Raw genomic sequence first — 26,565 nt, forward strand, 5'->3', positions numbered from 1 at the left:
CGCCGATGTCGCTCAATATCCGCCGCGCGCGCCCGGGCGAGGCCGGGCTTATTCTCGCTTTTATCCGCGAGCTCGCCGCGTACGAAAAGCTTTCGCACGAGGTCGAGGCGACCGAGGCTGACATCGCCGACGCACTGTTCGGCGAGCGACAGCAAGTCCATTGCGCCTTCGCCGAGTGGAACGGCGAGCCGGTCGGCTTCGCGGTGTGGTTTGCGAATTTCTCGACGTTCAGCGGCCGCCACGGCATCTATCTCGAAGATTTGTATGTGCGGCCGTCACACCGGGGCAGGGGCCTCGGCAAGGCTCTGCTCGTGCACCTTGCCAGGGAATGCGTCGAGAACGGCTGGTCGCGGCTGCAATGGGCGGTGCTCGACTGGAACGCGCCGTCGATCGCGTTCTACAAGTCGCTCGGTGCCATCATGCTGGAGGACTGGACGCTGTGCCGCGTCACCGGTCCGGCGCTGACACGGCTTGCCGGGAGCGCGACCTGATGGAGATCGTCTTCGTCGTCGCGATCGCGGAGAACGGCGTCATCGGCGCCCGCAACGCGATGCCGTGGCGAATGAAATCCGACATGGCGCGCTTCAAGGCGCTCACGATCGGCAAGCCCGTGATCATGGGCCGCAGGACCTTCGAATCCCTGCCCCGGCCGCTTCCGGGCCGCACCAATATCGTGGTCACGCGCGATGCGAACTATCGCGCCACCGGCGCCATCGTCACGACATCGACTGCCGAGGCAGACGCCATCGCGCGCGGCGATGCCCTGCGGCGTTCGGTCACCGAGATCGCCGTGATTGGCGGTGCCGAAATCTATCGGCAATGGCTCGATCGCGCCGATCGCCTCGAAATCACCGAAGTGCATGCCCGCCCCGAGGGCGACACGCATTTCGACATCGACAGGGCCGAGTGGGATGAGGTTGAGCGCATCCGTCATCCTGCCGGACCCCACGACAGCGCCGACTACTCCTATGTGACATATCGTCGGCGGGCGGGCCATTAACCGCATTTGCCAATGTTAACATTGACTTTTCTGCCCCCAAGCTTAGCTCGGAGGGCGGCGAGGGCTGCGTTGTAAGGGACCTGCCTGTCCCCTATAAAGCCGGACCGGACAAAGCGGGCGGGGGCAATTTCACCCTGCCGAGGAGAGCGTCGAATGCCGTGGAAGAATCAGGGCGGTGGCCCATGGGGCTCGGGTCCGAAGGGACCATGGGGCAACGGCCCGCAACCGGTCGGGCCAAGGCCGCCGGATCTGGAAGATCTTCTGCGGCGCGGCCAGGATCGCCTCCAGCAGATCATGCCGGGCGGCTATTTCTCCGGCATCGGCATCACGCTGATCGTGCTGCTCATCGTCGCGTTCTGGCTGCTATCGGGCTTCTTCCGGGTGCAGTCCGAAGAGCTCGGCGTCGTGCTGCGCTTCGGCAAGCATGTCCGCACCGTGGAGCCCGGCCTGAACTATCACCTGCCGTATCCGATCGAGACCGTGCTGCTGCCAAAGGCATTGCGCGTTTCCACCATTTCCATCGGCATGACGCTGATCGACGATCCGGCGCGGCGCGGCCGCTCCATTCGTGACGTGCCGGAAGAGAGCCTGATGCTGACCGGCGACGAGAACATCGTCGACGTCGACTTCACCGTGCTCTGGCGCATCAAGCCCAACGGCGTCGGCGATTTCCTCTTCAACATCCAGAATCCCGAAGGCACCGTAAAGGCGGTCGCCGAGAGCGCGATGCGCGAGGTGATCGGCCGCTCGCAGATCCAGCCAATCCTGACCGGCGCGCGCAACGTCACCGAACAGGGCGTGCAGGAACTGATCCAGAAGACCCTGGACAGCTACGGCGCCGGCATTCAGATCAGCCAGGTGCAGATGCAGAAGGTCGACCCGCCGGCGCAGGTGATCGACGCCTTCCGCGACGTCCAGGCGGCGCGCGCCAACCTCGAGCAGCTGCAGAACGAGGCGCAGACCTACGCCAACCAGGTCGTGCCGCAGGCACGCGGACGTGCGGCGCAGATCATGCAGGCCGCCGAAGGCTACAGGGAGCAGACGGTCGCCGAGGCCAAGGGCCAGAGCTCGCGCTTCCTGAAGGTTTACGAGGAATACAAGAAGGCGCCCGACGTGACGCGTGAACGGATTTATCTGGAGACGATGGAGCGCGTGCTCGGCGGCTCGGAAAAGCTCATCTATGACGGCGGCCAGTCGGGCCAGGGCGTCGTGCCTTATCTGCCGCTCAGCGAATTGACGGCCAAGCGGCCGCCTGCAACCGGCCAGCAGACGACCGGAGGCAACCGATGAGATCTCCGGTCACAGGCATTGTCACGCTGCTCGGCCTCCTGCTCGTCGTGATCGTGGGCTACATGTCCCTGTTCACGGTGGCGCAGACCGAGCAGACCATCGTGCTGCAATTCGGCAAGCCCGTCGACGTCGTCACCGATCCCGGCCTGCACTTCAAGGCACCGTGGAATTCGGTGATCAACATCGACAAGCGCATCCTCGATCTGGAGAACCCGTCGCAGGAAGCGATCGCGTCCGACCAGAAGCGGCTCGTGGTCGACGCCTTTGCGCGTTACCGCATCAAGGACGCGCTCCGCTTCTATCAGAGCATCGGCTCGATCCAGGCCGCCAACATCCAGCTCACCACGCTCTTGAACGCGGCGCTGCGCCGCGTTCTCGGCGAGGTGACCTTCATCAACGTGGTCCGGGACGACCGCGAGAAGCTGATGCAGCGCATCCGCGATCAGCTCGATCATGAGGCCGACGGCTACGGCATCCAGGTCGTCGACGTCCGGATCCGCCGTGCCGATCTGCCCGAGCAGAACAGCCAGGCGGTCTATCAGCGCATGAAGACGGAACGCGAGCGCGAAGCCGCCGAGTTCCGCGCGCAGGGCGGCCAGAAGGCACAGGAGATCCGCTCCAAGGCCGACCGCGAGGCGACCGTGATCGAGGCGGATGCAAGGTCGCTGGCCGAGCAGACGCGCGGCGTCGGCGATGCCGAGCGCAACCGTCTGTTCGCCGAAGCCTACGGCAAGGATGCGGATTTCTTCTCCTTCTACCGCTCGATGACGGCCTATGAGAACGGGCTGCGCGCGAACGACACCCGCTTCCTGCTGCGCCCGGACTCGGATTTCTTCCGGTTCTTTGGTAACCCGTCCGGCAAGACGGCGACCACGACGCCAGCGAAGCCGTAAGTGAGACAAGGGCGGCAAGTCGGGCCTCAGGTCTGGCCGCCCCTCGTCCAGACAAGAACAGCACAACGGGAGGTTCCAATCCGATGAGGTCCATTGCGTTCACCGACTTCCTCATCGGTTTGGGCATCCTGTTCGTGCTGGAAGGCTTGATGTTCGCGGCAAGCCCGGCCTGGATGCGCAAGGCCATGAAAAGCGCGATGGCCACACCGGACAATGTCCTGCGAGCGGTCGGCATTGGTTCGGCCGTGGCCGGCTTGGTCCTGATCTGGGTTATGCGACGGCCAATTTAGCCGTCGCACCAACGCCAAAGTGAAGGCGAGGGACCGGTTTTCGCCTTATTGTCCGGGTCTTGAGGCCCGTTAAGGTCCGCGCTTGCGCCGTCCCCCCGTTCGAGCGCAGTCTTGACGCCGAATCCTTGCTTCCTGGAGATCACAATGACCGCTGCCACCATTGCCCCGACCCGTTTGCGCTTAGGGCTGGCCGCGCTCGCCGTTGGCGCTTTCAGCGCATTCGGCACACCGGCCTCTGCGCGCGGACCGGACGGCATCGCCGACGTCGCCGAGAAGGTGATCGACGCGGTCGTCAACATCTCGACCTCGCAAACCGTCGAAGCCAAGGGCGGCGGCGGCAATGCCATGCCGCAACTGCCGCCCGGCTCGCCCTTCGAGGAGTTCTTCGACGACTTCTTCAAGAATCGCAAGGGTCCCGGCGGCGGCAGCAAGGGCGGAGAGAATAGTCCGGCGCCGCGCAAGACCAACTCGCTCGGAAGCGGCTTCATCATCGACACGTCAGGCGTCGTCGTCACCAACAACCACGTCATCGCGGACGCCGACGAGATCAACGTCATCCTCAACGACGGGACCAAGATCAAGGCCGACCTGGTCGGCGTCGACAAGAAGACCGACCTTGCCGTGCTGAAGTTCAAGCCGCCGAAGCCGCTGGTGTCGGTGAAGTTCGGCGATTCCGACAAGCTGCGCCTCGGCGACTGGGTCGTCGCGATCGGCAATCCTTTCAGCCTCGGCGGCACCGTGACGGCCGGTATTGTTTCGGCGAAGAACCGTGACATCTCGTCAGGTCCGTACGACAGCTACATTCAGACCGACGCCTCCATCAACCGCGGCAATTCCGGCGGTCCGCTGTTCAACCTCGATGGCGACGTCATCGGCGTCAACACATTGATCATCTCGCCCTCCGGCGGCTCGATCGGCATCGGCTTCGCCGTACCGTCGAAGACGGTCGCGGGTGTGGTCGACCAGCTCCGCCAGTTCGGCGAGTTGCGCCGCGGCTGGCTGGGCGTGCGCATCCAGAGCGTTACCGACGAGATCGCCGAGAGCCTCAACATCAAGCCGCCGCGCGGCGCGCTGGTTGCCGGCGTCGACGACAAGGGCCCGGCCAAGCCGGCCGGCATCGAGCCCGGCGACGTCGTCGTCAAGTTCGACGGCAAGGACGTCAAGGACCCGAAGGATCTGTCTCGCGTGGTCGCCGACACGGCGGTCGGCAAGGAGGTCGACGTCGTCATCATCCGCAAGAGTCAGGAGGAGACCAAGAAGGTCACGCTCGGCCGGTTGCAGGATCCCGACAAGGTGCAGGCCGCAGTGAAGACCGACGAGCCTCCGCCTGAAAAGACCGTGACGCAGAAGGCGCTCGGCCTCGATCTCGCGGCGCTGAGCAAGGACCTGCGTGCGCGCTACAAGATCAAGGACAGCGTCAAGGGCGTGGTCGTCACCAATGTCGACGCCAATTCGGACGCCGCCGAGAAGCGCCTCTCCGCCGGCGACGTCATCGTCGAGGTGGCGCAGGAGGGCGTCTCCAGCGGCGCCGACATCCAGAAGCGGGTCGACCAGCTCAAGAAGGACGGCAAGAAGTCGGTGCTGCTGCTGGTGTCGAACGCCGACGGCGAGCTGCGCTTCGTGGCGTTGAGCGTGCAGTAAGGGGCACGAGTCGCCACACATTCACTGTCATGCTCCGCGAAAGCGGGGCATCCAGTACGCCGCGGCTTTTCCGTATCCTCGCCCTGTCTCTGGAATACTGGATCACCCGCTTTCGCGGGTGATGACAGCGGAGAGGAGGCTACGCCTCCACGAACTCCTCGCGTCGATACCCCTGGGCATACAGCAGCGCGGTGAGATCGCCATGATCGATCCGGGCTGCCGCAGCCGCGGCCACCGCAGGCTTGGCATGATACGCCACGCCCAGCCCAGCCGCCTGGATCATCGCGAGATCATTGGCGCCGTCGCCGACCGCCAGCGAGTCGACGTCGTCGAGATCGAACGACTCCATCAGATCCACCAGCGTCGCGAGCTTTGCCGCGCGCCCCAAAATCGGCTCCTTCACCTCGCCGGTGAACTTGCCGTCGCGGACGACGAGCTCGTTGGCGCGGTTCTCCTGGAAACCGATCCTGGTGGCGACCGCACTGGTGAACAGTGTGAAGCCGCCGGAGACGAGACAGGCATAGGCGCCATGGGCGCGCATGGTCGCGACCAATTCGCGGCCACCCGGCGTCAGCGTAATGCGCTTGGCCAGCACCTCGTCGACGGCACTGGCGGGGAGGTCTTTGAGCAGCGCGACGCGCTCGCGCAGCGCCGGCTCGAACTCGACCTCGCCGCGCATCGCACGCTCGGTGATGGCTGCCACATGGGCCTTCACCCCGACGCAATCGGCGAGCTCGTCGATGCATTCCTGGCCGATCATGGTGGAATCCATGTCGGCGAGAAAAAGCTTCTTGCGCCGGAAGCCGACTGGTTGCACCACGATATCAATCGGTAGGTCGCCGCGAAGCTCGCGGAGCCGCTGTTCGATGGCGTGACGGTCGCCTTCGAGGTTACTGTCGGCGCCGAAGGGGATGTCGACTGCCACCCCGTCGAACAGCCAGTGCGCGGGAGCTGCCTGAGGCAGCACGGCGCGGGCTCCGTCGACGATGGTCGAGTCGAGCGCGGGGTTATTCGGGTTGCAGATCAGCGTGGCAACGAGGGACATTTGAGGTTTTCGTGAGCGAGGGGCAAGTCGGCAGAGGGCATGTTGGCAAGGCCGTGCTTATCGCAGGCCCGACCGCCAGCGGCAAGTCGGCGCTCGCGATCGAGCTTGCGCTCGCTGCGAACGGGGTCGTGATCAATGCCGATTCCATGCAGGTCTACCGCGACCTCCGCATCATCACCGCGCGCCCCACCCTAGGCGACGAGGCGCAGGTGCCTCATCGCCTGTACGGCCATGTCGATGCGGCCGTGAATTTTTCGGCCGGAGCCTGGGTGAGTGACGCGGCGAGGGCGCTTGAAGAGGCGCAAGCCGAAGGCCGCCTGCCGATCTTCATCGGCGGCACCGGGCTGTATTTCAAGGCGCTGACGGCGGGCCTTTCCGTGGTGCCGCCAATCCCCGCCGAGGTGCGCGAGGACGTCCGGGCGCGGCTGGAGCGGAACGGCGTTGAGGCGATGCACGCGGAACTCGCAGCCGCCGATCCCAGGGCGGCCGAGCGATTGAACCTGCGTGACCGCACGCGCATTGCGCGCGCGCTCGAAGTGGTCGAAGCCACCGGCCGTTCGCTGCTGGACTGGCACCATGAGGGGCAGCCGCCGCTCTTGCCCAAGGACAGTTTTCGCGCTGTGTTCCTCGCGCCCGAGCGCGACGACCTCTATGCGCGCATCGACGCCCGCTTTGATGTCATGTTGGAGGCCGGCGCGCTGGAGGAGGTCGAGCGTCTCGCCGCCCGAGGCCTCGATCCGTTGCTGCCGGCGATGAAGGCTCACGGCGTGCCGGCCCTGGTCCGGCATCTGCGTGGTGAGCTCAGCCTGGAGCAGGCGGCCACCATCGGCCGCGCCGACACCCGCCACTACGCCAAGCGGCAGTTCACCTGGTTTCGGCACCAATTGCCCGAATTCGAGTGGGTGAAGCCGGAGGGGGTGCGGGGCTGGCTGGCGGCGGCGGTGAACGCGGCCCGGGACCCCGGTTGACACGCTTTTGTGCCTCGGTCGCCGAATTTACCTCTCGCCCAACCCCGGGAACGCCGCTACACTGCCAAAATCGCGCAGGAACGGCCGCATCGCCTTGACATCCGGGCTTTGGCCGCTATGTTTCGCGCAACCTTTGGGAAGCCGAGCCGCCGCCATGCGTAATATTATTACCAAACTCCTTATCGCCGTCGTACCCAGGCACACCGCCGGGGGTGGCTAGCTGCCATCCACATGACAGGCGGTGTGCATGGGCCCTCTTCGGGGCCTTTTTTATTTCCGAAAACCCGACACGAACGAAGCCGCTGACAACAGCGCATCCGGAGCAAGCCAATGAGCGACAAGAGCCACGATCCGAACCAGATGACCGGCGCCGCAATGATCGTCCGCGCGCTCATCGATCATGGCGTGACCGACATTTTCGGCTATCCCGGCGGCGCGGTGCTTCCGATCTACGACGAGATCTTCCAGCAGAGCGAAGTCCAGCACATCCTGGTCCGCCACGAGCAGGGGGCGGGCCACGCCGCCGAGGGCTATGCGCGTTCGACCGGCAGGCCGGGCGTTGCACTGGTGACCTCCGGCCCCGGCGCCACCAACATGGTGACGCCGCTCACCGACGCGCTGATGGACTCGATCCCGCTGGTCTGCATCTCCGGCCAAGTGCCGACGCATCTGATCGGCAACGACGCGTTCCAGGAATGCGACACGGTCGGCATCACGCGCCCCTGCACCAAACACAACTGGCTGGTGCGCGACGTCAACGATCTCGCAAAGGTGCTGCACGAGGCGTTTTACGTTGCGACCACGGGTCGGCCGGGCCCGGTGCTCGTCGACGTGCCCAAGGACGTGCAGTTCGCGACCGGCACCTATCATCCGCCGCGCAAGTCCGACGTGCATCGCTCCTACGCGCCGCGCGTGAAGGGCGATGCGACGCAGATCCGCAAGGCCGTGGCGCTGCTCGCAGGCGCCAAGCGCCCCGTGATCTACAGCGGCGGCGGCGTGATCAATTCCGGTCCCGAGGCCACCAGGCTGCTGCGCGAGCTGGTCGAGGTCACCGGCTTTCCGATCACCTCCACGCTGATGGGCCTCGGCGCATATCCCGCGTCGGGCAAGAGCTGGCTTGGCATGCTCGGCATGCACGGCACCTACGAAGCCAACATGACCATGCATGATTGTGACGTCATGCTGTGCGTCGGCGCGCGCTTCGACGACCGCATCACCGGCCGCGTCGATGCGTTCTCGCCGGGCTCGAAGAAGATCCACATCGATATCGACCCGTCCTCGATCAACAAGAACATCCGCGTCGACGTGCCGATCATCGGCGACTGCGGCAACATCCTCGGCGACATTCTCCAGGTGTTCAAGGCGGAGGCGAAGAAGCCCGACATCAAGGCCTGGTGGCAGCAGATCGCGCAGTGGCGCGCCCGCAACTCGCTCTATTACAGGAAGAGCAACGACGTCATCCTGCCGCAACACGCGATCCAGAGCCTGTTCGAGGCGACGCGCGGCAGGGACACCTACATCACCACCGAGGTCGGCCAGCATCAGATGTGGGCCGCGCAGTTCTACGGCTTCGAGGAGCCGCATCGCTGGATGACCTCGGGCGGTCTCGGCACCATGGGCTACGGCCTGCCGGCCGCGGTCGGCGTGCAGGTTGCCCATCCCGACAGTCTCGTCATCGACATCGCGGGCGATGCCTCGGTGCAGATGACGATGCAGGAGATGTCGACGGCGGTGCAGTACGAGCTGCCGATCAAGATCTTCATCCTGAACAACCAGTACATGGGCATGGTGCGGCAGTGGCAGCAGCTGCTCCATGGCAACCGGCTGTCGCATTCCTACTCGGAGGCGATGCCGGACTTTGTCAAGCTCGCGGAAGCCTATGGCGGGGTCGGCATCCAGGTGCACAAACCCGGCGATCTCGACGGCGCCATCCAGGAGATGATCTTGGTCAAGCGCCCGGTGCTGTTCGACTGCCGCGTCGCGTCGCTGGAAAATTGTTTCCCGATGATCCCCTCCGGCAAGGCGCACAACGAGATGCTGTTGCCGGAGCAGGCGAACGACGAAGCCACCGCAAAGGCGTTCGCCGGCGGAAAGGCGCTTGTGTGAGCGTGATCGTCACAAATTCCGCTGTCATCGCCCGGCTTGACCGGGCGATCCAGTATGCCGCGGCCTCTCGATCGCTCTCGGGGGCCTCTGGAATACTGGATCCCCGCCTTCGCGGGGATGACAGTCGCGAGAGATGGAGTGATGAGAAGGTGAAATGTTCGACCTGAACGAACTCGGACGCGCACATGCGATCGTGGGGCAGGCGGTGCCGCCGACGCCGGCGCACGCCTGGCCGCTGCTCGCCGAGCGGCTCGGCACGCAGGTCGTGGTCAAGCACGAGAATCACACGCCGACAGGCGCCTTCAAGGTGCGCGGCGGGTTGGTCTATCTCGATCGGCTGAAGCGCGAACGGCCGAACATTCCGGGCATCATCTCGGCGACGCGCGGCAATCATGGTCAGAGCCTCGCTTTTGCGGCGAGCCGCCATGGCGTGCCTGCCGTGATCTATGTGCCGCGCGGCAATTCGGTCGAGAAGAACCGCGCGATGAAGGCGTTTGGCGCAGAGCTCGTTGAACATGGCGAGGACTTTCAGGCCGCACGCGAGGAGGCCGGGCGCCACGCGCAGTTCGCCGGACTGCACATGGTGCCGTCGTTCCATACGGACCTGGTGCTGGGCGTGGCGACCTATGCGCTCGAAATGCTCCGGGCCGCTCCCGATCTCGACGTCCTCTATGTGCCGATCGGGCAGGGCTCGGGGATCTGCGGCTGCATCATGGCGCGCGATCTGCTCGGCCTGAAGACCGAGATCGTCGGCGTGCAGTCGACCGAGGCGCCGTCCTACGCGCTGTCGTTCGCGGCGGGCCACGTCGTGACGACCGAGACCAGCAACACGCTCGCGGACGGCATGGCGACGCGGATTCCCGATCCGGAAGCGCTCGCGGTCATCCTCAAGGGCGCCTCGCGTATCGTCCAGGTGACGGACGATGAGATCGCGCTCGCGATCCATGCGCTCTGGACCGATACGCATAATCTCGCCGAAGGCGCCGGCGCCGCCGCGCTCGCCGCAGCGCTTCAGGACAAGTCAAGACTGTCGGGCAAGCGCGTCGGTCTCGTGCTGTCAGGCGGCAATATCGATTTCGATCTGTTCCGCGGTTGGGTCGGGACGGATGCGCCGGTCGCTCGTCGGGCGACGGCGTAACGACGAGAATGAAGGGGACGACAATGAACCAGCCCGCATCCGCCTACTTCATCGAGGAGCGCCACGACCCGAACGAGACACACACGCTTTCGGTGCTCGTGCAGAACGAGCCCGGCGTGCTCGCGCGCGTCATCGGACTGTTCTCGGGGCGTGGCTACAACATCGAAAGCCTCACCGTCTCGGAGACCGAGAGCCAGAAGCATCTCTCGCGCATCACCATCGTCACCACCGGTACGCCCATGGTGATCGAGCAGATCAAGCATCAGCTCGACCGCATGATCCCGGTCTATCGTGTCGTCGACATGACGCTGACCAAGCGCTCGATCGAGCGCGAGCTCGCAATGGTCAAGGTGCGCGGACAGGGCGAGCATCGCGTCGAGGCGCTGCGGCTGGCGGACGCGTTCCGCGCCCGCGTGATCGACGCCACCACCGAGAGCTTTGTGTTCGAGATCACAGGCAATACCGAGAAAATCAATCAGTTTATCGACCTGATGCGTCCGCTTGGCCTCGTCGAAGTGTCGCGCACCGGTGTTGCCGCGATTGGTCGCGGGCCTGAAGGAATGTGAGCCATGCTGGCGCGCGACTGGTATTACAACGAGCGGAACCGGATGGGGATCGGGCCCGCTGTGGCGTCGATCTACGACAGCCACGACGATGCTGATCTACGGGCGCGCGCCGCGCTGAAAATGCTCGGCGTCCAGCGCGGCTGGCGCATCGCCGATATCGGTTGCGGCAACGGCGTGCTCGCGACCGAGGCTGCGCTCATGGGCGCCGAGGTCGACGCCATCGACATCTCGCCCGCGATGCTGGCGCTCGCCGAGATCTACGCGCGCGACCGCAAGGCGCCCGTGCGCACGCAGTCCGCCGGCCTGCTCAGCTTCGCCTACCGGCCGGAATCCTATGACCTGATCGTCAGCGAGTTCACGCTGCACCATCTGCCGGATTTCTGGAAGGCGGTGGCGATGTCGCGGATCTATCGCGCGCTCAAGCCCGGCGCCACGTTCTATTTGCGCGACATCGTCTACGCATCGATGCCCGATGTGCTCGAGCGCGACGTCGAGCAATGGGCCGACTTCGAGATCAAGAACCACGATGTCCCGCGTGAAAGCGTCGTCACCCACATGCGCGACGAGTATTCCACTTTTGGTTGGGTCATGGAGCGGATGCTGACCGACGTCGGCTTTACGCTGGTCTCGGCCGATTACCACGCCCCGATGCACGGCACTTATCTGCTGCGAAAACCCAATTCTTCCACGTAAAGGCCGGCGAGCAAGGCTAAAGCTGTGAGAGCAAACTGCAACTACGATGTAGCTGCGCTCCCTCCCCCGCTTGCGGGGGAGGGCTGGGGAGAGGGTGTCTCCGCAATCGAGAATCCCCAAGAGGAGAGAACCCTCACCCGCGCCTTCGGCGCGACCTCTCCCGCAAGCGGGAGAGGTTAGGAGTTTGGAATGAAGCCGGCCGACATCCTCATCGCCATCCTGGTGGCGATCATCTGGGGGCTTGCCTTTGTGGCGAGCCGGATCGCGCTCGACGAATTTTCGCCGGAGCTGATGACGGCGATGCGCTTCACCATTGCCGCGGTCCCGTGCCTGTTCATTCGCAAGCCGAAAGTCGCCTGGTCGCTCCTGATCGCGATCAGCTTTACGCTCTTTCTCGGCCAGTTTCTGAGCCAGGCCTATGGCATCGCCCATGGCGTGCCAGTCGGATTGACTTCCGTCGTCGTGCAGAGCCAGGCGCTGTTCACGGTCGGCTTTGCCGCGATCGCATTCGGCGAGCGGCCGACGCCGGTTCAGACGCTGGGCATCGTCATCGCAGCCGTCGGGCTTTTGATGATCTGCGGCACGGTCGGCTATGATTTCAGCGTCGGTGCCTTCGCCGTGCTGATGATCGCGCCGGTCAGCTTTGCGCTCGGTAATATCCTGCTGAGGGGCGCTCGCGGCGTGCCGATGTTCGATCTGTTCGCCTGGTTGTGCCTCGCCACCGCGGTGCCGCTGTTCGCGCTCACGCTGGTCGTCAATGGACCGTCGCCGACCTGGCAGTCACTGATCCACATGTCGCTCACCGGCCTGATTTGCCTGCTGTTGATCGGCGGCATCTCCACCAGTATCGCCTATTGGCTGTGGGGCCGGCTGCTGCGTGACTATCCCACCGCGCAAGTGGTGCCGTTCGCGCTGCTGGTGCCGTTCGTCGGCTCGGCCGCGTCCAGCATCATGTTCGGCGAGCGCTTCGGTCCGCTGCGCCTTGCCGGCATGCTCACGGTGATCGGCGGTATCGCTGTGATGGTGCTGGCGAAGCGCCCCGAGGCGGTACCCCAGAGGACCGCAGCCGAAGGCCGCGTGAGGTAAGCATGTCCCAGTCGCTGCTGTATGCCTTCCTCGCCTTCATGGCCGTGATGTATTTCACGCCTGGGCCGAACAACATCATGTTGCTGTCCTCGGGGCTGACTTATGGCTTCCGTCGCACGATTCCCCACATCGCCGGCGTCGTCATCGGCTTCGCCTTCATGATTGCAGCGGTCGGCTTCGGGCTCGGCACAGTGTTCCTGGCTTATCCGATCCTGCAGACCATTCTAACATATGCCGGTGCCGCCTACCTGGTCTACCTCTCCGCCGTGATCGCTTTATCGGGTCCGGCGAAGCCGGGCGAGGGAGACGGCCGGGGTCCGATGACCTTCCTGGGCGCCGCCATGTTCCAATGGATCAACGCAAAAGGCTGGGTGATCGTGATCGGCACCATCACCGCCTATGCGGCTATCGCCCAATTCCCGCTCAACATCGCGATCCAGACCTTGATCAGCCTGCTCGTGGGCACGGTCTCGACGGTAGCCTGGGTCTTCTTCGGCACCGCATTGCGGGCGGTCCTGACCTCCGTGCGGCTGGTCCGCGCCTTCAACATCCTGATGGCCATCCTGCTGCTGGCGTCCCTCTATCCCGTGGTCATGGATGCATGATGCCCCGACTTTCCATGCAGAAACGGGTTTCCCAGGGGGCCGAAAATGCTCTAGACAGCCCCCGAAATCCGCAAATTTCACCGTCCGAGACCTGACTGACAAGACCTGACCAACGGCCGATTTCGGCCCCTGAACGAGGAAACGACCATGCGTGTTTATTACGATCGCGACGCCGACCTGAACCTGATCAAGGGCAAGAAGGTCGTCATCGTCGGCTATGGCAGCCAGGGCCACGCCCATGCGCTGAACCTGAAGGATTCCGGCGTCAAGGACGTGGCGATCGCGCTCCGCAAGGGTTCGGCCTCGGCCAAGAAGGCGGAAGCTGCCGGCTTCAAGGTGATGGAAGTCGCCGAGGCCGCCAAATGGGCCGACCTCGTCATGATGCTGACCCCGGACGAGCTCCAGGGCGACATCTACCGCGAGCACCTGCATGACAACATGAAGAAGGGCGCCGCCCTCGTCTTCGCGCACGGTCTCAACGTCCACTTCAACCTGCTCGACCCGCGCGCCGATCTCGACGTTCTCATGATCGCGCCGAAGGGCCCCGGCCACACTGTGCGCTCGGAGTATCAGCGCGGCGGCGGCGTGCCCTGCCTGATCGCGATCGCCAAGGACGTCTCGGGTAACGCCCACGACCTCGGCCTGTCCTACGCCTCCGCCGTCGGCGGTGGCCGTGCCGGCATCATCGAGACCACCTTCAAGGAAGAGTGCGAGACCGACCTGTTCGGCGAGCAGGTGGTGCTCTGCGGCGGCCTGGTCGAGCTGATCAAGGGTGGCTACGAGACGCTGGTCGAAGCCGGCTACGCCCCGGAGATGGCCTATTTCGAGTGCCTGCACGAAGTGAAGCTGATCGTCGACCTGATCTATGAAGGCGGCATCGCCAACATGAACTACTCGATCTCCAACACCGCGGAGTACGGCGAGTACGTCACCGGTCCGCGCATTGTCACCGACGAGACCAAGAAGGAGATGAAGCGGGTTCTGAACGACATCCAGTCCGGCAAGTTCGCCCGCGACTGGATGCTCGAGAACAAGGTCAACCAGACCTCGTTCAAGGCGACCCGCGCCAAGCTCGCCGAACACCCGATCGAGGAAGTCGGCGCCAAGCTGCGCGACATGATGCCCTGGATCAAGAAGGGCGCTCTGGTCGACAAGAGCAAGAACTAACGGCAACGACGTGGTTACCGGGGGCGCGACGGAGCGCCCCCGGGCCTCCGTCCATCTTCGCCGGTTTCCCGCGCTTGCGCAGACGCCGGCCTTGGAATGACGTGGCGAGACGCCGTCCCGCCTCCGCGCGATCTCGCTAATGATCTTAGCTCACCTCGCACGCGAGGCGCCCTGCTGAAACCGGTTCTACACGGTAGTATGGTGCGTTTTTCTAAGCTTTTTCGAACATTGCGACACAGTTACTGCCGTAGTTCCGTACGATTACGGAGTGAATTAGCGATAGGCAACTCAACCAAATCTTAGTGCGACCGGGCGATGGTGGAAGCTGATCGCTCGAACCACAGAAATGTAATGCTGAGAGCTTGGCGAAGGCTGGCCGGGTCGCCGGGATCGTCCGTCACGATCCTGGGGCTGCTGTTTTCTTTCGTTGTCGTCACCCTGTTTCTGGTTGATCTGGCTGCTCGCTATCGAGAAGCGGTCGCCTCTGCGAAAACCGATGCTCTCAATCTTTCGGCCATCCTGGCCGAGCATGCCGCAGTGACGTTCGAAGACATCGATCGTGTCCTGCTCGAGGCGCAGGCAATCCGCAACGATTCCTTGTCCGGAAAATACGCCGACGCCGGCGCGGCCAACACCGCGCTCCGTCAACTGGTCAAGAGCTCGTCGATCCTGGTCGCGGTTGGTTGGACCGACGCATCCGGAGCCGTCGTTGCGCACTCCTACGACCGTGCGCCGCCGCGCGGCAACATCTCCGAAATGCCGCACTTCATCGCGCAACGCGATGGCGCTGGCACCGAGTTGTTCGTTGCGCCGCCCTATCGGTCGGCAGGCGGTGATAAATGGTTCAGTGCGGCGTCGCGCCGGTTGAACAATTCGGATGGGAGCTTTGCGGGCGTCGTGACCGCGCCATTGGATCAATCCTATCTGTTGAAGATCTATCGCAAGATCAATCTGGGCCCGGGCGGCTCCGTCGTGTTGATCCATCGCAACGGACGGATCCTGGCGCGCGTGCCGGAACAGAAAGATGTGCTGGGCATGTCTGTTGCTGGCGGCCCGATGTTTACCCAGTATCTGCCAGTCTCGGAAGCGGGCTCATACGAACTGACGAGTCCCGTCGACGGCATCAACCGCATTGCGGCCTACAAGGCCGTATCCGGGCTGCCGCTGGTTCTGGTCGTGACCTATTCGCGTGATTACGTGCTGCAGCCGTGGTATCGGCATCTCTACACCTTCGGCCCGCCGGCTGCCGCGATCGTCACCATCATCCTGATCGGAACCTTGCTGCTGCGACGGCAAACAAACGCACTCGCGGCCGCGAGTTCCCGTTTCGACGCGGCGTTGAGCAACATGCCGCATGGGCTCAGCATGTTCGACGCCGATGAGAAGCTGCTGATCGCCAACAGCCGCTATCGTGAGATGTATGATCTCACTGAGGCGCAGGTCGAACCTGGAACGCCGCTCGGCAGCATCGTCGGCCACTACAAGAGCGCCGGGGGTGATCTCGACGTCAAGGAATTCCTCGACGGCGCAAGACACCGGACTCCGAAGATCGTCATGCTCGCCGATGGCCGGATCATCTCGATCGTGCGTACGCCGATGCAGGATGGTGGCTGGGTCGCGACCCATGAGGACATCACCGAGAAGCGGCGCGACGAGACCTTGCTGGCGGAAAATGCTGCCGAGCTAAAACGCATCAACACGCGTTTCGACGTCGCCATCAGCAACATGTCCCAAGGGCTCTGCCTGTTCGATGCAGACAAAAACCTCGTGGTATCGAATAGTCGCTATCAGCAGATGTACGGTCTGCCCGACGAACTCGTCAGGCCCGGTACGCCCCTGCAACTCATATTGCAGCACTACGTGGATCGCGGCGAAGCCAGTCCGCTCAGCGTCGACCAGCATGTCCGGCTGATGCCGACCCAGCGCCAGCAGGACTACGAGCTGAGAGACCACCGGCAGATACTGATCCAGCGCAAGCCGTTGCCGGATGGCGGCTGGGTCGCGACGCACGAAGACGTCACCGAGCAAAAGAGCGCCGAGAGAATGTTGGCGCAGAAGGCCGCTGAACTCGAGGCGATCAACATGCGCTTTGATGCCGCCCTCAACAACATGGCTCAGGGGCTTTGCATGTTCGATGCGGAGCAGAGGATCGTGGTGTCGAACGCGCGCTATTGCGACATTTACCATATTGACCCCGATCGGATAAGGCGCGGAACCACACTGGCGCAAATTCTCGAATATCGCCGCGAGCAAGGCACGCATTTCGTCGATGTCGCGCCGGAGGTCTATCTCGATCAGAACGTCAAGCAGCTCAGTGAGACGCGGGAGCTTGCGGACGGACGGGTGATCGCGATTGCTCGCCACATGATGCAGTACGGCGGTTGGCTCACGACCCACGAGGACATCACCGATCGGGCGAGAAACGAGAAGCGGATCGCATATCTGGCCCAGCACGATCTGCTCACCGGCTTGGCGAACCGCGCCGTGTTTGCGGAAAAGCTCGATGAAGCGGCAAGGCGGTCGCAGCGTCGTGGCACGACGTTTACCGTGCTGATGCTCGATCTCGACAGGTTCAAGCTCGTCAACGATACGCTCGGTCACGCCGCAGGCGATCAGCTGCTGATCGAGGTCGCGCAGCGACTGAGCTCATCACTGCGAGATACCGATGTGCTGGCCCGCCTCGGTGGCGACGAATTTGCGATCATCCAGGAGAACGAAAGCGATCAGAGAGAAGGTGCCATCGCGCTGGCGCTGAAGATCATTCGTCTGGTCGAGCAACCGTTCGATCTTGGCAGCAACCGTGTCAGCGTCGGTACCAGCATTGGCATCGCGTTCGCGCCCGAGCACGGCATCGACGCGGAGATATTACTACAGAAGGCGGACGTCGCGCTCTACGCGACGAAATCCTCAGGCCGGAATGATTTCCGAATCTTCCAGCCGGAAATGACCGTGGCTGCCGACACACAGAAGTCGATGGAGGGCGAGTTGCGGGAGGCGATGGCCCGCGACGAGTTCGAGCTGCACTACCAGCCGGTGATCGAGGCCGGAACGCGCGCGCTGACCGGGCTGGAATGCTTCGTGCGATGGCACCATCCATCGAGGGGCGTGCTGGCGCCTTCGCAGTTCCTCGATGTCGCCGAGCAGGCTGGATTGATGCTGCCGCTCGGTGAATGGATCTTGCAACAGGCCTGCCTGGACGCGGCCGCTTGGCCGGCGCACATCAGAGTCGCCGTCAACATGGGTGCCGCCCAGTTCCACAGGAGTAATGTGCTCGACGTCGTGCTGTGCGCGCTGGTTGAATCGGGATTATCGCCCGAACGCCTCGAACTCGAAATTCCCGACGCTGCGCTCTTGGGCGGGAATCCTGCGGCTCACTTGCTTGCGGTCCGACAACTGAAGAACCTCGGTGTCGGCGTCGTCCTCGACAATTCCGGGCTAGGCTATTCCGCGGCCAGCTACCTCCAGAGTTTCCCATTCGACAAGTTCAAGATCGACCGGGCGATCGTGCAGGGCTGCACGACGCGAAGGGATTGCGCCGCGGTCGTCGCCTCCGCTGTGGCATTGGGGCGCGGTCTTGATGTCACGACGGTGGCCAAGGGCGTCGAGACCCCAGCGCAGTTGGACGCCCTCCTTGCGGCAGGAGTGGACTACGTACAGGGCTATCTGATCGGACGGCCCGTGCCGAATTCCGAAATCTGTTTCGATTCACCGTTACAGGCGCGAAACGTCGCGTGATCCCATGACCTCCGTCGAAATACATGCAACTCAACCGCCAGGACACGAGAGATGACTCTGGAGAACGGTCTGATCGACCGGCTCGAGATCGCACTGGCGAGCCGGGAGCTGTCGAAGCGCGCCGAACTCCTGCGCCAGGTCGCCGATCTCTTCGTGGTCGGCTCAGGCAAGTTCACCGACGAGCAGATCGACCTGTTCGACGAGGTGATGAGCGCGCTCCTCAAGAATATCGAATGCGCCGCGCGAGCGGCGTTCGGGAGCCGGCTTTCAGGATTGCCCGATGCGCCGCGTCGGACGATCCGCTTGCTGGCCTTTGACGACGCGCCCGAGGTGGCGGCGCCGGTCCTGGAGCACTCACCACAGCTCGACGAGGCGAGCTTGGCGGAGAATGCGCGGACCAAGAGCCAGGATCATCTGCTGGCTATCGCCGGCCGCAGCCTGTTGACGGAACCCGTCACCGATGCCCTCCTCGAGCGCGGCAACAACGATGTCGCCATGCGGACCGCCGGCAACGACGGCGCCAGCTTCTCGACTAACGGAATGTCCAAGCTCCTCAGCCGGGCGCGGGACAATGGCGCGCTCGCGATGTGCATCTGGGCTCGGCCCGATATTCCTCGTGAGACCATGTTGAAGTTGTTCGTCCATGCATCTGAGATGGTGAGATCCAAGCTGGAGGCAGCCGATCCCCGCCAGGCAGCTCTGACCCGGCGTGCAATTGCGGAGGGCTCCGATGAGCTGCAAGCGATGGCGCGGGCAGGCTCCAGCGAGCACGCCCGGGCGTTGGCCGAGGTGACGTCCTTGTATTCGAGTGGGCAATTGGACGAGGCACGCGTACTCGGCTTCATCGGCGAGCGAAGCTTGGACAAGACGGCTGTCGCGCTATCGCTCATGAGCGACCTGCCGATCGGAGCGATTGAGCGTGCGCTGGTCCGTTCGCAGCCCGAGCAGATTCTCATCCTCGCGAAGGCGATCGGTCTGTCCTGGGACACGACGAAGGCAATCCTGACGCTTTACCCCGGTGAGGCTCACGAGAGCCGAGAGCGATTGGAGCAGTGCTTCGCGAGCTTCCTTCGGTTGAGTCCAAATACGGCGAAGGCTGCACTCCAGTTCTACAGGCTCCGTGAGCGTGCCGGCCCGGGTCCTGTCCACTAACGGCGTTGCGCCCCAGCACCTTTCCCCTGCATGATGCGGGAGCTCTTGGGGGGAAGACCATGCGATCCGTCGTCATCACCGGCGCGTCCACCGGCATCGGCTGGGCCATTGCGAAATTTCTGGTCGGGCGCGGCTATCGTGTTTTCGGTAGTGTCCGCAAGCAGGCCGATGCGGATCGGCTCATGGGTGAATTCGGTGCGAACTTCACGCCGCTGCTGTTCGACGTCACCGACGAGGCGGCGGTCCTCGCCGCTGCGCGAAAAGTCCGCGAGGCTCTGGGCGGTGAGACGCTGGCCGGTCTCGTCAACAACGCCGGCGTCGCGGTGGCGGGGCCCGTGCTCGAATTGTCGGTCGACGACTTCCGCCGGCAGATGGAGATCAACGTCATTGGCCCGGTCATCGCGACGCAGGCCTTTGGGCCGCTGCTCGGCGCCGATCCGTCGCTGAAGGGGCCGAAAGGACGGATCGTGATGATCAGCTCGGTCGCGGGCAAGAACGGCAATCCGTTGTCGGCGCCTTACAGCACCTCCAAGCACGCCATCGAAGGCCTGTCGGAGAGCTTGCGCCGCGAATTGATGCTGTTCGGCATCGACGTCATCATCGTCGCCCCCGGCGCGGTGAAGACGCCGATCTGGAGTAAGGCCGAGCAGATCGATCTCTCGGTCTACCAGAACTCGCCTTATCTGCCGGCGCTGAACAAGGTCAGGGCGTTCATGATGAAGCTCGGCGAGACCGGGCTGCCGGCCGAGCGGATCGCCGAGGTCGTTTTCGAGGCGCTCACCGCCGAGAGGCCCAAGGTTCGCTACCAGATCACGCCGGACCGGATGCGGCATTTGATGACGGCCACGCTGCCCAAGCGTGTGGTCGACCGCATCATCGCCAAGCGACTCGGGCTGCTGCCGCAGGGCTGACCGACGTTCAGCCGCCTCGGCCGCACGTCGGGCCGCGGTTTCGCCGGGGGCATCATTCCGGCACTTCCCCAACCGCGGCGCGTTCATGTCAGCGGCGGCCGAGGAGGCGCAGCCGCGCTTTCGGGCCGAGATCGAGGTGGCGCTGGAACAGGCACCCGCCGCCGACCCGGAGGAGGCGAGATCGAGCGGATGGCGGAGAGGGTCATCGACCTCTTCATCGCGGGCATCGCCAAAGCTTAAGCGTGGCTGGCCCATGCGGCCCATTCGCCCATCGCTAACATTAAGCGAAGGTCGGATCGCGACACGCGTTGCTTGTCCGTGACCGTTCAATTACAGTTTTATGACACGGTGCAGGCCTTCCGGCTGCGCCGAACGCCGCAGGCCCGGTCAGCCGGCTCGGCATCACCGTGCCGGACCAGCAGTTGCGTGTCGTCGATGGCGTCCGCGCCCAATCCAGGTCCTTCTGCCACGACCGCCGTACTGGCGAGCGTCGCCGCGCTCGGCATCTGGCGGCTGCTCGCGGTTGCGGCGCCGCATCTCGCCGCGCTCGTCCTGATGTACGAGACCGAGACGGATTTCGGTGCACGGCTCTCCTTCGTGCTGGCCTGGGGCATCCTCAACTTCTTCTGGATCATGCTGCTGCGGCGTCCGGCGCTCTCGGGTGCGCTGTCGCTGACCATGGTCGTGGTGCTGGTGCTGCTGTCACGGCTGAAGCACGACGTCGTGCAGATGACGGTCAACTTCATCGACCTGATGATGATCGACCGCGACACGGTCGCGTTCCTGTTCACGATCTTCCCGAATTTGCGCTGGTCGGTGATCGGGGCCGGCCTCGTCACGCTGCCGCTGATGTATGCGCTGTGGTGGCTCGACCCATTCCGCATCCGCAGGCTGCCGGCGCTCGCCTGCAAGCTCGCCTGCCTCGCCGCGCTGGTCGGCTATTCGCTCTATCATCCGGACGAGGCCTGGCGCGGCTATTACGACGACGGCTATCTCTCGAAGTTCTTCCGCTCCGGCGTCAGCGCGGTCTCCGACTTCGCGCAATACGGCTTTATGGAGTCGGCCGCTTCGACCAACGAACGGCTCAACATGCCGCTGGTCGATGCCTGCCATCCCGCCGGCCGGCGGCCGAACATCATCATGGTCCATGATGAATCGAGCTTCGACATCCGCGCCGCGCAGGGCATCAAGGTGCCGGCTGGCTACGGCAGCCATTTCAAATCCTGGGACGGCAAGGAGCGCACCTTTCTGGCCGAGAGCAATGGCGGGCCGAGCTGGTTCACCGAATACAATGTGCTCGCGGGGTTGTCGTCGCGTTCGTTCGGCCGCTTCGCCTATTTCGTGACGCGCATCGCGACAGGCCGTGTCGAGCGCGGTCTGCCGCTGGCGCTGCGCCGCTGCGGCTACGATACGATGTCGCTCTACCCCGCCTATGGCGGCTTCATGGCCGCGCGCAGTTTTCAGATGACGACCGGCGTCGAACGCTTCCTCGACTCCAAGGATCTCGGCGCCAAGGATGTCGAGCCGGATAGCTTCTTCTACGACAAGGCGCTCCGGCTGATGGGCGAGCGGACGCCGAACAAGCCGCTGTTCACCTTCATCTACCTCGGCGCCAATCATTTTCCGTGGGAGACGCGCTTCCGCCCGGATCTGCTGCCGAACTGGCCCGCACCGGGCAATGTGCCGTCCATCGACGAATATCTGCGCCGGCAGGCGATGAGTGCCGAGCAATACAAGGCTTTCCTCGCGGGCCTGAAGAAGAATTTTCCCGGCGAGCCTTTCCTGATCGTGCGCTACGGCGATCATCAGCCCGAGTTTGCGCCTGCTATCCTCGAGCCCGGGCTCGACGAGGGTGCAATCGGCAAAAAGCTCGACGCCTACGACCCACGTCTCTACGCGACCTACTACGCGATCGACGCCGTCAATTTCGAGCCGGTGAAGAGCGAGGCCGTGATGGACACGGTCGATGGTCCGTATCTGCCGCTGGTCATCCAGGAAGCCGCCGGCATCCCGCTCGATCCGTCCTTCGCCGAGCAGAAGGAGATCATGCTCCGCTGCAAGGGCATCTTCTACGGCTGCAAAGACGGTGCCGAAGCGAGCCGGCTGAACCGGCTGCTGATCGATGCGGGGATGATCCGCGGGTTGTAGCGTCCTCCAACGTCGTCGAACGAATGGCGCGGCTTACCGCCCACCCACCTTCTCCCACAGCCATTTGGCCACCGCATCCGGGGACGAATTCGCGTCATTTCCGGCGGCGCGTAAATTGGCTTCGCGCATGGTCGCGATGTCGATCTTGCCGAGCAGCGGCTTCAGCGCAGCCTGCAGCCGCTCGTCCCCGGCGCGCTTCGGGGCCAGCAGCAGGATGGCATCGTAGGGCGGGATCGCGTGCCTGGGATCGTCGAGAGCAACGAGATCGTATTTTGCGATCAGCCCGTCGCTGGTGTAGCCCGCGATGACATCGACTTCGCCGCTGGCGACCGCCGCATACATGAAGTCCGGCTGCATCTGGCGCTGGGCGCGGAACGAGAGGCCATAGGCCTTTTGCAGCGCCGCCCATTCGGGTCGCGAGAAAAATTCATAGTCGCCGGCGATCGACAGCGTCGAAGCATGCGCGGCGAGATCGGCGATGGTGCGGATGCCAAGCGCCTCCGCCCGCTTCTTCGGGATCACCAGCGCATAGGCATTCTCGAAACCGAGCTCTCCCAGCAGCGTGATTTTCTCCTGCGCGAGGGTTATTTTCAGCTCCGCCAACAGCTCCGCGCGCGGCTTGATGTCCGTGCGGTGAAGCTGATTGGCCCAGAGCGTGCCGGAATAATCGACATAGAGATCGATATCACCGGCCTTCAATGCCTCGAAGATCACGCTCGAGCCGAGACCGGATCGTGCGACGGCGGAAAGACCGACCGCCTGCAGCCGGTCCCGCATCAACGCCGACAGCACGTACTGCTCGGCGAACGTCTTGGCGCCCACGACATAGCTTTGCGACGAGCGCCCCATCGTCGGCACCAATGTTGCGGCGACCAGTGCCGCGATCCCGGCCGCGCCAAGCGCGGTACGCACGCGGCTGCGCCGGCGCAGGCCGCTCTCGATCAGGCCGAGCAGTTGATCGACGGCGAGCGCCAGCAGGGCCGAGGCAAAGCAGCCGAACAGCACGAACACCCAGTTCTGGGTCTGGAGCCCGGCAAAGATATAATTGCCGAGGCTGGTCTGCCCGATCGGGGTCGACAGCGTCGCGGTGCCGATCACCCACACTGCGGCGGTACGGATGCCAGCCATCATCACGGGGAGGGCCAGCGGCAGTTCGACCATCACGAGCGACTGCCGTGCGGTCATTCCGACGCCTTTGGCAGCCTCGATCAGCGCGGGATCGATGCCGTTGAGGCCGGTGATGCCATTGCGCAGCACTGGCAGCATCGAATAGAGCGCCAGCGCCAGCATCGCCGGCAGAAAGCCGAAAGCGGAGAAGGAGACGCCGAACCAGGCCAGCGCCAGGGAGGCCGCGAGCAGCAGCAGCGGATAGAACAGCGCGAGCAGCGCCAGCCCGGGCACCGTCTGCACGATACTGGCGAGCGCGAGCAGGACGGCGCGCGGGGTGGGGCGGTTGCGCGTCAGGATCGCCAGCGGCAGGCTGACGATCAGGCCGAGCGCAAGTGCAGCGAGACTCACCCTGACGTGGTTGCCGAGATAGTCGGGCAAATGCCCCAGCGCCTCGCCCCAGCGCGGATCGGTGAAAAGGCTCATGCCGCCCCGCTCTGTAGCAGCAGCGCGTTCAATCGCTCGACCTGGCGTCGCGGCGTCCGCAGCAACTCCAGTACGTAGGCGTCGCTGCTTTTCGAAAGCTCCACTGGCGTGCCCTGCGCGAGCAGCTTTCCGCCGCGCATCACCGCGATGCGGTCGGCCAGCAAAATCGCTTCCGTCATGTCGTGGGTGATCATCACGGTGGTCAGGCCGAGCTTGCGGTGCAGCTCGCGAAAATCGTCGCCGAGCGCATCGCGGGTGAGGGGGTCGAGCGCGCCGAATGGCTCGTCCATCAGCACGATCCGGGGCCGTGCCGCGAGCGCCCGCGCCACGCCGACACGCTGGCGCTGGCCGCCCGAGAGCGCATCCGGCAGCCGCTCGCGGTGCGCGGCCCGGTCGAGCTGCACGAGCTCGAGCAACTCATCGACTCGCGTCGCGATATCCGCTGCCGGGACGCCGAGCAGCTTCGGCGTGATCCCGATATTGTCGGCGACGCTCAGATGCGGGAACAGCCCGCCGCTCTGGAAGACGTAGCCGATCCGGCGCCGCAGCGCGACCGGATCGACCGACTGCACGTCATCGCCCTCGACCGTGATCGTGCCGCCATCCGCCTCGATCAGGCGGTTGGCGAGCCGCAGCAGCGTCGTCTTGCCCGATCCCGAGCCGCCGACGACGGCCACAAACTCGCCTTCGGCGATATCGAGTGACACATCGTCCACGGCCTTGAGCGCGTCGAAGCTCTTGGTGACGTGGGCATAGCCGATCATCGGCCTGGACGGCATCGGGCTGGGCTCACTGCGCTGACCCGCCCCAAGGAGGGAGGGAGGGAGGGAGGAATGACAAGGCCCATGCGTAGCACGCTTGGCGGCTTGATTGAACTTGGCCGCGCGAGCGGCTAAGGCATCGGGCCAAGTTCGGAGGGAACACATGATAACGCCTACGGCAGTGGCGCTGGACGATGCCAAGGTCGCGTTCCAGCTGGGGGACGGGCGGGTCTATACGGCGGTGGAGAAGGCGCATCTGACGGTCGCGCAGGGCGAGTTCGTCGCCATCGTCGGCCCGACCGGCTGCGGGAAATCGACCCTGCTCAACGTCGCGGCCGGGCTGCTCAAGCCGGCTGCCGGGAGCGTCAAAATATTCGACCAGCCGCTCGCCGGGCTGAACCGGGATGCCGGCTATCTGTTCCAGGCCGATGCGCTGTTCCCCTGGAAGACCGCGCTCGACAATGTCGCGATCGGGCTCGAAGTCAGCGGCACGCCGCGTAGCGAGGCACTCCCGCGGGCGCAGAAATGGCTGACCTCGGTCGGCTTGGGCGCCTTCGCCAACCGCTATCCTCACATGCTCTCCGGCGGTCAGCGCAAGCGCGTGGCGCTGGCGCAGGTGCTGATCCGCGATCCAAAGATCCTGCTGATGGACGAGCCGTTCGGTCCGCTGGACGCGCAGACCCGGCAGGTGATGGGCAACCTGCTGCTCGACCTCTGGAACGCCGACCGCAAGGCCGTGCTGTTCGTCACCCATGATCTGGAAGAGGCGATCGCGCTCGCCGACCGCGTCGTGATCATGTCGGCGGGGCCGTCCTCCCGCATCATCGGCGACTGGCGCGTGAGCCTGCCGCGCCCGCGCGACATTTTCGAAGTGCGGCTGGACAAGGAATTCCATGCGCTTCATCGCGAGATCTGGAGCGTGCTCAAGGACGAGGTAATGAAGGGCTATGCGCAGTCCACCCAAGCGGCGGAGGCGGTGTGATGTCGCGCGTCACTCTCCTTGCGCTGCAAGTGCTGGTCGCGGTGGTCTGCCTCGCGCTGTGGCAATTACTCTCGACCGTGCCCGTGTTCGGCAAGATCCTGCTACCGCCGTTCTTCTTCTCCAATCCGGTCGATGTCTTCGCCCAGATCGTCAAATGGTTCTCGTCCGGTGTGATCTGGAAGCATCTCGGCATCACGCTGACGGAATCGATCCTGGCCTTCGTGATCGGATCGGCCGGCGGCGTGTTGATCGGCTTCTGGTTCGCGCGCCAGCCGCTGGTCGCCGCGGTGTTCGATCCCTACGTCAAGATGGTCAACGCTCTGCCGCGTGTGGTGCTGGCGCCGATCTTCGCGCTGTGGCTTGGGCTGGGCATCTGGTCCAAGGTCGCGCTCGGCGTGACGTTGGTGTTCTTCATCGTGTTCTTCAACGTATATCAGGGCGTCAAGGAGGTCAGCCGTACCGTGCTCGATAACGGCCGCATGCTCGGCATGAGCGAGCGGCAGCTGATGCAGCACGTCTATTGGCCCTCGGCGCTGTCGTGGATGTTCTCCTCGCTGCACACGTCGGTGGGCTTTGCCGTGGTCGGTGCGGTCGTCGGCGAATATCTTGGATCGGCGGCGGGGCTCGGCTATCTCATCCAGCAGGCTGAAGGCATCTTCGACGTCGCCGGGGTGTTCGCCGGCATGTTCGTGCTGTCGGCCTTCGTCATCCTGATCGACTTTGGGGTGACATTGGTGGAGCGGAGGCTGCTGGTCTGGCGGCCGACCGTGGACGGGCGCGGCTAGGCCGAAAGGG

23 protein-coding genes are annotated in these 26,565 nt (G+C 64.3%); 20 read left to right on the forward strand and 3 right to left on the reverse strand.

Going from position 1 to position 26,565, the window contains the following annotated elements; translation table 11 throughout:
• The first annotated feature begins 5 nt into the window (after positions 1 to 5).
• The 6 genes from ABIB80_RS18590 (at position 6) to ABIB80_RS18615 (ending at position 5,114) form a co-directional block, all read left to right on the forward strand.
• The gene (locus ABIB80_RS18590; RefSeq protein WP_007600975.1) at positions 6 to 491 is read left to right on the forward strand and encodes a GNAT family N-acetyltransferase; all 486 of its coding nucleotides are present in this window, start codon (positions 6 to 8) and stop codon (positions 489 to 491) included.
• Positions 491 to 1,000, forward strand: a complete 510-nt coding sequence (locus tag ABIB80_RS18595) for a dihydrofolate reductase (RefSeq protein ID WP_007600976.1) — start codon at positions 491 to 493, stop codon at positions 998 to 1,000. The genes ABIB80_RS18590 and ABIB80_RS18595 overlap by 1 nt, the downstream gene beginning before the upstream one ends.
• Positions 1,001 to 1,153: 153 nt before the next feature.
• Positions 1,154 to 2,290 (forward strand): FtsH protease activity modulator HflK, encoded by a 1,137-nt coding sequence (gene hflK, locus ABIB80_RS18600; protein WP_007600977.1) that lies wholly within the window; start codon positions 1,154 to 1,156, stop codon positions 2,288 to 2,290.
• Positions 2,287 to 3,183 carry a protease modulator HflC gene (gene hflC / locus ABIB80_RS18605; RefSeq protein WP_007600978.1) on the forward strand — a complete coding sequence of 299 codons (897 nt, stop codon included), beginning with the start codon at positions 2,287 to 2,289 and terminating at the stop codon, positions 3,181 to 3,183. Before hflK ends, hflC begins: the two co-directional genes overlap by 4 nt.
• An 83-nt stretch (positions 3,184 to 3,266) precedes the next feature.
• Positions 3,267 to 3,473, forward strand: coding sequence for a DUF2065 domain-containing protein (locus tag ABIB80_RS18610; protein ID WP_007600979.1), 207 nt, complete (start codon positions 3,267 to 3,269; stop codon positions 3,471 to 3,473).
• 144 nt (positions 3,474 to 3,617) lie between these two features.
• Positions 3,618 to 5,114, forward strand: a complete 1,497-nt coding sequence (locus ABIB80_RS18615) for a Do family serine endopeptidase (protein ID WP_007600980.1) — start codon at positions 3,618 to 3,620, stop codon at positions 5,112 to 5,114.
• Between the two features lie 139 nt (positions 5,115 to 5,253).
• Here ABIB80_RS18615 and serB read toward each other — a convergent pair whose 3' ends face one another.
• Positions 5,254 to 6,159: a phosphoserine phosphatase SerB gene (gene serB, locus ABIB80_RS18620; RefSeq protein ID WP_007600981.1), complete on the reverse strand. Its 906-nt coding sequence runs from the start codon at positions 6,157 to 6,159 to the stop codon at positions 5,254 to 5,256.
• 11 nt (positions 6,160 to 6,170) lie between these two features.
• Between serB and miaA the strand changes: the two genes are divergently transcribed.
• The 12 genes from miaA (at position 6,171) to ABIB80_RS18685 (ending at position 22,434) form a co-directional block, all read left to right on the forward strand.
• Positions 6,171 to 7,127 (forward strand): tRNA (adenosine(37)-N6)-dimethylallyltransferase MiaA, encoded by a 957-nt coding sequence (gene miaA / locus ABIB80_RS18625; RefSeq protein ID WP_007600982.1) that lies wholly within the window; start codon positions 6,171 to 6,173, stop codon positions 7,125 to 7,127.
• Positions 7,128 to 7,457: 330 nt separating this feature from the next.
• Complete coding sequence (locus ABIB80_RS18630; protein ID WP_354128123.1) at positions 7,458 to 9,233, forward strand: acetolactate synthase 3 large subunit; 1,776 nt, start codon at positions 7,458 to 7,460, stop codon at positions 9,231 to 9,233.
• Between the two features lie 154 nt (positions 9,234 to 9,387).
• The gene (locus tag ABIB80_RS18635) at positions 9,388 to 10,371 is read left to right on the forward strand and encodes a threonine dehydratase (RefSeq protein ID WP_007600984.1); all 984 of its coding nucleotides are present in this window, start codon (positions 9,388 to 9,390) and stop codon (positions 10,369 to 10,371) included.
• 23 nt (positions 10,372 to 10,394) lie between these two features.
• Positions 10,395 to 10,937, forward strand: coding sequence for an acetolactate synthase small subunit (ilvN, locus tag ABIB80_RS18640; RefSeq protein WP_007600986.1), 543 nt, complete (start codon positions 10,395 to 10,397; stop codon positions 10,935 to 10,937).
• Between the two features lie 3 nt (positions 10,938 to 10,940).
• Positions 10,941 to 11,630: a class I SAM-dependent methyltransferase gene (locus tag ABIB80_RS18645; protein ID WP_007600988.1), complete on the forward strand. Its 690-nt coding sequence runs from the start codon at positions 10,941 to 10,943 to the stop codon at positions 11,628 to 11,630.
• 189 nt (positions 11,631 to 11,819) lie between these two features.
• Positions 11,820 to 12,716 (forward strand): EamA family transporter, encoded by an 897-nt coding sequence (locus tag ABIB80_RS18650; protein ID WP_007600990.1) that lies wholly within the window; start codon positions 11,820 to 11,822, stop codon positions 12,714 to 12,716.
• Positions 12,717 to 12,718: 2 nt separating this feature from the next.
• Positions 12,719 to 13,321: a LysE family translocator gene (locus ABIB80_RS18655; RefSeq protein WP_354128124.1), complete on the forward strand. Its 603-nt coding sequence runs from the start codon at positions 12,719 to 12,721 to the stop codon at positions 13,319 to 13,321.
• Positions 13,322 to 13,468: 147 nt separating this feature from the next.
• Positions 13,469 to 14,488 (forward strand): ketol-acid reductoisomerase, encoded by a 1,020-nt coding sequence (gene ilvC, locus ABIB80_RS18660; RefSeq protein WP_007600992.1) that lies wholly within the window; start codon positions 13,469 to 13,471, stop codon positions 14,486 to 14,488.
• Between the two features lie 351 nt (positions 14,489 to 14,839).
• Positions 14,840 to 18,223, forward strand: a complete 3,384-nt coding sequence (locus ABIB80_RS18665) for a bifunctional diguanylate cyclase/phosphodiesterase (RefSeq protein ID WP_354128125.1) — start codon at positions 14,840 to 14,842, stop codon at positions 18,221 to 18,223.
• Positions 18,224 to 18,274: 51 nt separating this feature from the next.
• Positions 18,275 to 19,375, forward strand: a complete 1,101-nt coding sequence (locus ABIB80_RS18670; RefSeq protein ID WP_007600994.1) for a DUF2336 domain-containing protein — start codon at positions 18,275 to 18,277, stop codon at positions 19,373 to 19,375.
• A gap of 59 nt (positions 19,376 to 19,434) precedes the next feature.
• On the forward strand, positions 19,435 to 20,286 hold the full coding sequence (locus ABIB80_RS18675) for an SDR family oxidoreductase (protein WP_007600995.1): 852 nt from the start codon (positions 19,435 to 19,437) through the stop codon (positions 20,284 to 20,286).
• A gap of 435 nt (positions 20,287 to 20,721) precedes the next feature.
• Entirely contained in the window at positions 20,722 to 22,434 is a 1,713-nt protein-coding gene (locus tag ABIB80_RS18685) for a sulfatase-like hydrolase/transferase (RefSeq protein WP_007600997.1), read from the forward strand.
• A 33-nt stretch (positions 22,435 to 22,467) separates the two neighbouring features.
• Here ABIB80_RS18685 and ABIB80_RS18690 read toward each other — a convergent pair whose 3' ends face one another.
• Positions 22,468 to 24,027, reverse strand: a complete 1,560-nt coding sequence (locus tag ABIB80_RS18690; protein ID WP_007600999.1) for a glycine betaine ABC transporter substrate-binding protein — start codon at positions 24,025 to 24,027, stop codon at positions 22,468 to 22,470.
• Positions 24,024 to 24,806: an ATP-binding cassette domain-containing protein gene (locus ABIB80_RS18695; protein WP_007601001.1), complete on the reverse strand. Its 783-nt coding sequence runs from the start codon at positions 24,804 to 24,806 to the stop codon at positions 24,024 to 24,026. The genes ABIB80_RS18690 and ABIB80_RS18695 overlap by 4 nt, the downstream gene beginning before the upstream one ends.
• A gap of 145 nt (positions 24,807 to 24,951) precedes the next feature.
• Here ABIB80_RS18695 and ABIB80_RS18700 point away from each other — a divergent pair, with 145 nt between their 5' ends.
• Positions 24,952 to 25,770: an ABC transporter ATP-binding protein gene (locus ABIB80_RS18700; protein WP_007601003.1), complete on the forward strand. Its 819-nt coding sequence runs from the start codon at positions 24,952 to 24,954 to the stop codon at positions 25,768 to 25,770.
• Positions 25,770 to 26,555 carry an ABC transporter permease gene (locus tag ABIB80_RS18705; RefSeq protein ID WP_007601005.1) on the forward strand — a complete coding sequence of 262 codons (786 nt, stop codon included), beginning with the start codon at positions 25,770 to 25,772 and terminating at the stop codon, positions 26,553 to 26,555. The genes ABIB80_RS18700 and ABIB80_RS18705 overlap by 1 nt, the downstream gene beginning before the upstream one ends.
• The last annotated feature ends 10 nt before the right edge of the window (positions 26,556 to 26,565 follow it).

This window comes from Bradyrhizobium sp. i1.15.2, from assembly GCF_040548425.1.
GTDB lineage: Bacteria > Pseudomonadota > Alphaproteobacteria > Rhizobiales > Xanthobacteraceae > Bradyrhizobium > Bradyrhizobium canariense.

What these genes read in the sequence shown, in the direction of transcription:
- hflK (WP_007600977.1), top strand. Translation starts at nt 1,154, where the DNA reads ATGCCGTGGAAGAATCAGGGCGGTGGCCCATGGGGCTCGGGTCCGAAG.
- ilvC (WP_007600992.1), top strand. Translation starts at nt 13,469, where the DNA reads ATGCGTGTTTATTACGATCGCGACGCCGACCTGAACCTGATCAAGGGC.
- ABIB80_RS18695 (WP_007601001.1), bottom strand. Translation starts at nt 24,806, where the DNA reads ATGCCGTCCAGGCCGATGATCGGCTATGCCCACGTCACCAAGAGCTTC.
- ABIB80_RS18700 (WP_007601003.1), top strand. Translation starts at nt 24,952, where the DNA reads ATGATAACGCCTACGGCAGTGGCGCTGGACGATGCCAAGGTCGCGTTC.
- ABIB80_RS18685 (WP_007600997.1), top strand. Translation starts at nt 20,722, where the DNA reads ATGGCGTCCGCGCCCAATCCAGGTCCTTCTGCCACGACCGCCGTACTG.
- ABIB80_RS18690 (WP_007600999.1), bottom strand. Translation starts at nt 24,027, where the DNA reads ATGAGCCTTTTCACCGATCCGCGCTGGGGCGAGGCGCTGGGGCATTTG.
- ABIB80_RS18675 (WP_007600995.1), top strand. Translation starts at nt 19,435, where the DNA reads ATGCGATCCGTCGTCATCACCGGCGCGTCCACCGGCATCGGCTGGGCC.
- ABIB80_RS18635 (WP_007600984.1), top strand. Translation starts at nt 9,388, where the DNA reads ATGTTCGACCTGAACGAACTCGGACGCGCACATGCGATCGTGGGGCAG.
- ABIB80_RS18630 (WP_354128123.1), top strand. Translation starts at nt 7,458, where the DNA reads ATGAGCGACAAGAGCCACGATCCGAACCAGATGACCGGCGCCGCAATG.
- ABIB80_RS18645 (WP_007600988.1), top strand. Translation starts at nt 10,941, where the DNA reads ATGCTGGCGCGCGACTGGTATTACAACGAGCGGAACCGGATGGGGATC.
- ABIB80_RS18655 (WP_354128124.1), top strand. Translation starts at nt 12,719, where the DNA reads ATGTCCCAGTCGCTGCTGTATGCCTTCCTCGCCTTCATGGCCGTGATG.
- ABIB80_RS18650 (WP_007600990.1), top strand. Translation starts at nt 11,820, where the DNA reads ATGAAGCCGGCCGACATCCTCATCGCCATCCTGGTGGCGATCATCTGG.
- ABIB80_RS18615 (WP_007600980.1), top strand. Translation starts at nt 3,618, where the DNA reads ATGACCGCTGCCACCATTGCCCCGACCCGTTTGCGCTTAGGGCTGGCC.
- ABIB80_RS18665 (WP_354128125.1), top strand. Translation starts at nt 14,840, where the DNA reads ATGCTGAGAGCTTGGCGAAGGCTGGCCGGGTCGCCGGGATCGTCCGTC.
- ABIB80_RS18590 (WP_007600975.1), top strand. Translation starts at nt 6, where the DNA reads ATGTCGCTCAATATCCGCCGCGCGCGCCCGGGCGAGGCCGGGCTTATT.
- ABIB80_RS18610 (WP_007600979.1), top strand. Translation starts at nt 3,267, where the DNA reads ATGAGGTCCATTGCGTTCACCGACTTCCTCATCGGTTTGGGCATCCTG.
- ABIB80_RS18705 (WP_007601005.1), top strand. Translation starts at nt 25,770, where the DNA reads ATGTCGCGCGTCACTCTCCTTGCGCTGCAAGTGCTGGTCGCGGTGGTC.
- serB (WP_007600981.1), bottom strand. Translation starts at nt 6,159, where the DNA reads ATGTCCCTCGTTGCCACGCTGATCTGCAACCCGAATAACCCCGCGCTC.
- ABIB80_RS18670 (WP_007600994.1), top strand. Translation starts at nt 18,275, where the DNA reads ATGACTCTGGAGAACGGTCTGATCGACCGGCTCGAGATCGCACTGGCG.
- hflC (WP_007600978.1), top strand. Translation starts at nt 2,287, where the DNA reads ATGAGATCTCCGGTCACAGGCATTGTCACGCTGCTCGGCCTCCTGCTC.
- ilvN (WP_007600986.1), top strand. Translation starts at nt 10,395, where the DNA reads ATGAACCAGCCCGCATCCGCCTACTTCATCGAGGAGCGCCACGACCCG.
- ABIB80_RS18595 (WP_007600976.1), top strand. Translation starts at nt 491, where the DNA reads ATGGAGATCGTCTTCGTCGTCGCGATCGCGGAGAACGGCGTCATCGGC.